The sequence below is a fragment of the Rheinheimera sp. genome (assembly GCF_036568245.1).
Classification (GTDB): Bacteria; Pseudomonadota; Gammaproteobacteria; order Enterobacterales; family Alteromonadaceae; genus Alishewanella.
The window spans coordinates 1-4,876 of sequence record NZ_DATCSY010000268.1; the positions used below are offsets into that span (position 1 = coordinate 1).

At 47.2% G+C, this 4,876-nt stretch carries 7 protein-coding genes; 3 read left to right on the forward strand and 4 right to left on the reverse strand.

All coding sequences use genetic code 11. The features are described 5' to 3' along the window. On the forward strand, nt 1-280 hold a 280-nt coding region (scpB, locus tag VIN66_RS12140; RefSeq protein ID WP_331924222.1), incomplete at its 5' end, for an SMC-Scp complex subunit ScpB. Beyond that, nucleotides 280-1,278, forward strand: coding sequence for a 23S rRNA pseudouridine(2605) synthase RluB (gene rluB, locus VIN66_RS12145; RefSeq protein WP_331924223.1), 999 nt, complete (start codon nt 280-282; stop codon nt 1,276-1,278). The genes scpB and rluB, both read left to right, overlap by 1 nt. Nucleotides 1,279-1,382: 104 nt before the next feature. Here rluB and VIN66_RS12150 read toward each other — a convergent pair whose 3' ends face one another. Genes VIN66_RS12150 through VIN66_RS12160 form a run of 3 tightly spaced genes read right to left on the reverse strand, consistent with a single transcriptional unit; the run spans nt 1,383 to nt 3,494 of the window. Then, the gene (locus tag VIN66_RS12150) at nt 1,383-1,679 is read right to left on the reverse strand and encodes a hypothetical protein (RefSeq protein WP_331924224.1); all 297 of its coding nucleotides are present in this window, start codon (nt 1,677-1,679) and stop codon (nt 1,383-1,385) included. Beyond that, nucleotides 1,676-2,500: a formylglycine-generating enzyme family protein gene (locus VIN66_RS12155; RefSeq protein ID WP_331924225.1), complete on the reverse strand. Its 825-nt coding sequence runs from the start codon at nt 2,498-2,500 to the stop codon at nt 1,676-1,678. The genes VIN66_RS12150 and VIN66_RS12155 overlap by 4 nt, the downstream gene beginning before the upstream one ends. A 7-nt stretch (nt 2,501-2,507) precedes the next feature. Then, nucleotides 2,508-3,494, reverse strand: coding sequence for a hypothetical protein (locus tag VIN66_RS12160; protein WP_331924226.1), 987 nt, complete (start codon nt 3,492-3,494; stop codon nt 2,508-2,510). Nucleotides 3,495-3,674: 180 nt separating this feature from the next. On the opposite strand from VIN66_RS12160, the gene VIN66_RS12165 reads away from it, so the two are divergent. Further along, a complete protein-coding gene (locus VIN66_RS12165; protein ID WP_331924227.1) occupies nt 3,675-4,421 on the forward strand; it encodes a sulfite exporter TauE/SafE family protein in 747 nt (248 codons plus the stop codon). Here the strand turns inward: VIN66_RS12165 and VIN66_RS12170 are convergent. Beyond that, the coding region (locus VIN66_RS12170) for an SDR family NAD(P)-dependent oxidoreductase (RefSeq protein ID WP_331924228.1) at nt 4,418-4,876 on the reverse strand (459 nt) is incomplete at its 5' end. The genes VIN66_RS12165 and VIN66_RS12170 overlap by 4 nt on opposite strands.

Below are 4,876 nucleotides of genomic sequence, written 5' to 3' on the forward strand. Positions count from 1 at the left end.
ATTGATAGCGTACCGCCAGCCTATTACCCGTGGTGAAATTGAAGATATCCGGGGCGTATCGGTGAGCAGCCAGATCATGCGTACTTTGCTGGACCGCGGCTGGGTTAAGGTGGTCGGCCATAAGGAAGTACCGGGACGGCCAGGCCTTTATGCCACCACGAAAGAGTTTTTAGATTATTTTGGGTTAAAAAGCTTAACCCAGTTACCCCCCTTGCCGGAATTTCAGGCGCTAAGCCTGGACCTGGCTGACACCGTCGTGACGACAGGAGAATTACACTGATGAGTGATAATACAGGTAGTGAAAAACTACAAAAAGTGCTGGCCCGTGCCGGTCTTGGCTCTCGCCGTGAAATGGAAGAGTGGATAAGCGGCGGCCGTGTGACCGTTGATGGCAAACCAGCGACGCTGGGTGATCGTGTCAGCGCAAACCAACAGGTGAGGGTTGATGGCCATCCGGTGCAGATCGCCAGTGAAGAGCAACAGATTTGCCGTGTACTGGCTTACCACAAACCAGAAGGTGAGATTTGTTCACGTACCGATCCTGAAGGGCGGCCAACAGTATTTTCCCGCTTACCGAATATCAAAGGCGCACGTTGGATTGCCATCGGCCGGCTTGATATCAATACCTCGGGTTTACTGCTGTTTACCACAGACGGTGAACTGGCCAACCGCCTGATGCACCCTAAGTTCGAAGTTGAGCGTGAATACGCGGTTCGGGTATTTGGTGAGATTAACGATGCCATGATCCAGCGTCTGCGCACCGGTGTTGAGCTCGAAGATGGCAAAGCGAACTTCAAAAAAATTAAAGCCCTACCGGGTGAAGGGATTAACCGTTGGTTCCATGTTGTGCTGACAGAAGGACGCAACCGCGAAGTGCGCCGGATGTGGGAGTCGCAGGGCGCGGTAGTTAGCCGCTTAATCCGGGTGCGCTATGGCGATTTATTATTACCTAAGCATTTGCCGGCCGGTGGTTATGCAGAATACCCGCTGGATGAAGTGAACTACCTGCGAAAGTTAGTCAGCCTTGCGCCGGAAGTTGCAACCTTAGTGAAACCCGAAGACAGAGACGAGCGCCGCCGCCGCATGGCGAGTATGAAGCGGGCGGTACGTAAGCATCAGATCGCTGAGAAAAGCCCGGAGCGTAAATCAAAGGAACGTAAGCCGGTTGAAAAAGCAGACGCTAACAAGCCTGCAGCGCGACAGAAGCCAGCACCCGCCAGAGGCAAACCTCAGCGTCAGCCTACTGGCAAGAAGCCCAGCCGTGAAGGCAGAGGTTAATATCAAAAGAATCAAGGCGCATTAAGCGCCTTGATTTTTTGAGTAAACGTTGTTTGGTAAGTTATTTATGTGTTTGACGTAGCACCGCAGAATATTAAGCGTGGTTAATCTGAGACAGGAATACGGGGGATAAAACAGGTCGCCATTAATGCAATTGAACCACCTAGGATGGCAATTAGCGGACCGTATACAACGCCTCCGATCTGAAAATAGCCCATCACTGCTCCACCTAGCAGTGTTAATAAACCAATCTTTTTAACTAACGTCGCGTTACGGTTCTCATAGCTCCACTGACAGCAGTTAGTGCATTGCAGTATAAAAATACCATTAACTTTTTTTGTGGCTGCAGCCCGCTTTAAATCTAATTTGTATCCGCAGGTAGGGCATTGCTGTAATTTCATTGATGTATCTCTCTAACCAGCCTAAAGCCGACTGATGGGTATTTAGCATCAACAGATAAAGCACTCCGGGCGGATAATCGAGTATTGTGTGCACGATCTGTATAACTACCACCTTTAACAATGCGATTTTCGCAGTCTCCGGTTTCTACGGGGGTTGTATTATGTGAACGGGTTTTCGCTTCATCGCAATCCAGTACCCATTCAGCGACATTAGATGTTACGTCATACAAGCCGTAAGGGGTTGCATCATAGCGCCCAGAAATCCAGGGTTGAGCGGCTTCTGTGCCGTCAGTACAATCGCCAATATCGCGATCGCAGTGCTCTTTGCTTTGAATATAGTTATCTCCCCACCAATATACTGTTTTTGTGCCTGCTCTGGCTGCATACTCCCATTCTGTTTCGGAGGGTAAACGGTAATACTGGTTAGTCTGCTCAGTTAACCATTTGGCGTAGGCAGTAGCGTCGATCCAACTGACGTTAATCACCGGCATTTCTCCGCGTCCCCAGCCTCTATCGTCTGGTAAAGCGCGATTTGTAGCTTTAGCAAACTTATCGTACTGCGCAAAAGTAATTTCGGTGCGGGTGATAGCGAAAGCCGTGCTGATTTTTATAGTGCGCTGAGGACCAAAGTAACCGCTTGGCGCTGTATATTCCTCACCAGCCACACCTTTCCCCGCGGGAATAACACTTAGCTGCGGGCCATTTGTACTGTCTCTGAGCTTATCGTTAAAAAACTCAGCAGTGTAAGAAGAGTTTTCACCACATGAAACGATAGATACTGACAGTAGTAACACCGTAAATGCTTTTGCAGACAACGACATATTCTTCCTATTCATTAACGCTGTAACCGATAATAAAGCTGCGGGCACTTTCTGCCTTACTACCTAAACTTGTACCACTACCATAACTGGTTACACTGGCGCCAACTAATTCCAAAAACTTAGTGCCTAGCAAAGCTTGTACCTGTTTTTGCGAAAACACCTTGGTTGCTTTAGTGCCGTCATCCAGCATTTTTCCGTGCAACAAAACTGCTTTAAGTGCTTTCTTTGAGTTTTCTAACTGACGGTAGTCCAGCTTCAATATTTCTTCTGCGAGTTGTTTACGTTCCGGTCGGGATAAGCTTTTATACATTTTCAACAAGCCAGCCTTGCCGATGCCTCGTTTACGTAAAGCTGTAATTAGAATAGCCTGATTGCCTAATACCTTTGTCACATCTGCCAGTTGCACTACATCTGTTGCGATTATTAGTGCATTAAACAGCGGGGACTCGTCTAAATAATCGTTGTAGTGTGCATTTCGGGAAATAGCATTGTAAGAGCGACCAATACCTGTACCACACTGAAATGTTGCAGCAGCAGACGCGGTCAGAGTTAAAGGCATTGCAGTCCAGGTTGCGCCTACGCTGACTGTGCCGCCGCCTGCTTCAACAACCAATAGAATCCAGCCGATTGCCGTTCCGGCACAACTGATTCCTGCACCTTTTAGCTCAGAGCCAATATTCGACTTTGCTGTTTTCAAGGCTTTTTCAGTTGATTGGTATTTAGGTAGCTTAATTTCCCGAATATAAATGGTTTTACCGTCAGCTCTGCAACTGTTCCTCAATACCCTTACAAAAAACAGCGACTCACGTTCAATACCTGTAATAAGATAGTTTGGCAGCTCTGAGTTGTAGCCTATAAACGTTACACCAACACCACGGAACTCGGGGTCACTATCCAACTGCGCATATATTTTTTCTAACTTTGTTTCAGGGAAAAGGTGGTTAATTTTTTGTTCCTGATAATTGCCAGCGAGCTTTAAAGCAGCAAGAGCCATATCAATTCCTTTTGAAATAAATTGGTGTATTTTACGATGCTAAATGGTGGCTATAAATTAATTTAATGTTAACATTTAGGTGCCTGATTTTTATCGGGCAGAGAATAAATACTGGGTGAACTGCCCATTCCGCTTTAAAATGTTTCCATTTGACGAAATGCACTGGAGTAAGGCTGAAAAGTGCCCGATATTGATATATTGACTCTACTGGTGATTGTGCTGGCCGTGCTGATTACCGGCATTTCAAAATCCGGTTTTGCTGGCGCTATTGGTGGCATTACTGTGCCTCTGATGTCGTTGGTGGTAAGCCCTGCCTTTGCTGTTGCGTTATTATTGCCAATTTTGATCATTGCCGACGTATTAAGTTTACGTCAATGGTGGGGGCAGCACAGTAGGGCGCATTTAATGCTGTTGCTACCGGCTGCAGTAGTTGGCATTGTGCTGGGCTATATCAGTTTTGGCTCTTTGGACGAAGCGGGTTTGCGCCTGTTACTCGGTATTATTACCTTGCTATTTGCCCTGAATATGCTGTTTAAAGTGATTAATCAATCACACTTTACGTCATCTGCCGCCGGGCGTGTGCTCGGTGCGCTAAGCGGGTTTACCAGTTTTATTGCCCACGCAGGTGGGCCACCGCTAAATATGTATTTGTTACCGCAACAATTGCCTAAGCAGCAGTACCTGGCTACTGCTGTGGTGTTTTTTGCTGCTGTAAATCTGTTGAAACTGCCGCCATACATATTATTAGGACAACTCAATACTGCTTTACTGGGTTACGCTTTATTAAGCCTGCCGCTGGTTTGGCTCGGTGTAAAACTAGGTATTATTTTGCAGCGTAAAATGCCAGAAAAGCTGTTTTACCACCTGATAAGTATCAGCATGCTGCTGCTGGGATTGCGGCTTATTTATCAGGCTGTCTGGCATTAGCGCACTTTGCTTTTTCGCACCATTTTATACATCAGTTCGGGGGATAAGCGCGATACCAGGGCGCCGAGACGTTCTTTCAAGCCACCAATAACAATATAGTTTTTACCTTTTAGCAACGCTTTAACGGCTTTTTCGGCAAAGGCTTCGGCCGTCATGGCATTGGCTTGGGCATCGTCCATGCTACCAAGAGCAGAACCATCTCCGGTTAGCGCATTACGTGATACATCGGTTTTAACGAAACCCGGAAAAATCGTTGCCACCTGCAGGCCTTTATCAAACAGTTCTGCCCGCAGGCTGTTTGCCCACAAATGCAAAGCTGCTTTAGCTGCTGAGTAGCTGCCTCGGTATTGAGTACCGACTAAACCAGCAACTGATGAGATAAATACGACTTTACCGCCGCCGTCCGCCAGCAGTAGCGGTAATGCGCTGCGGGTCAGGTGGATCTGAGCAAAGTA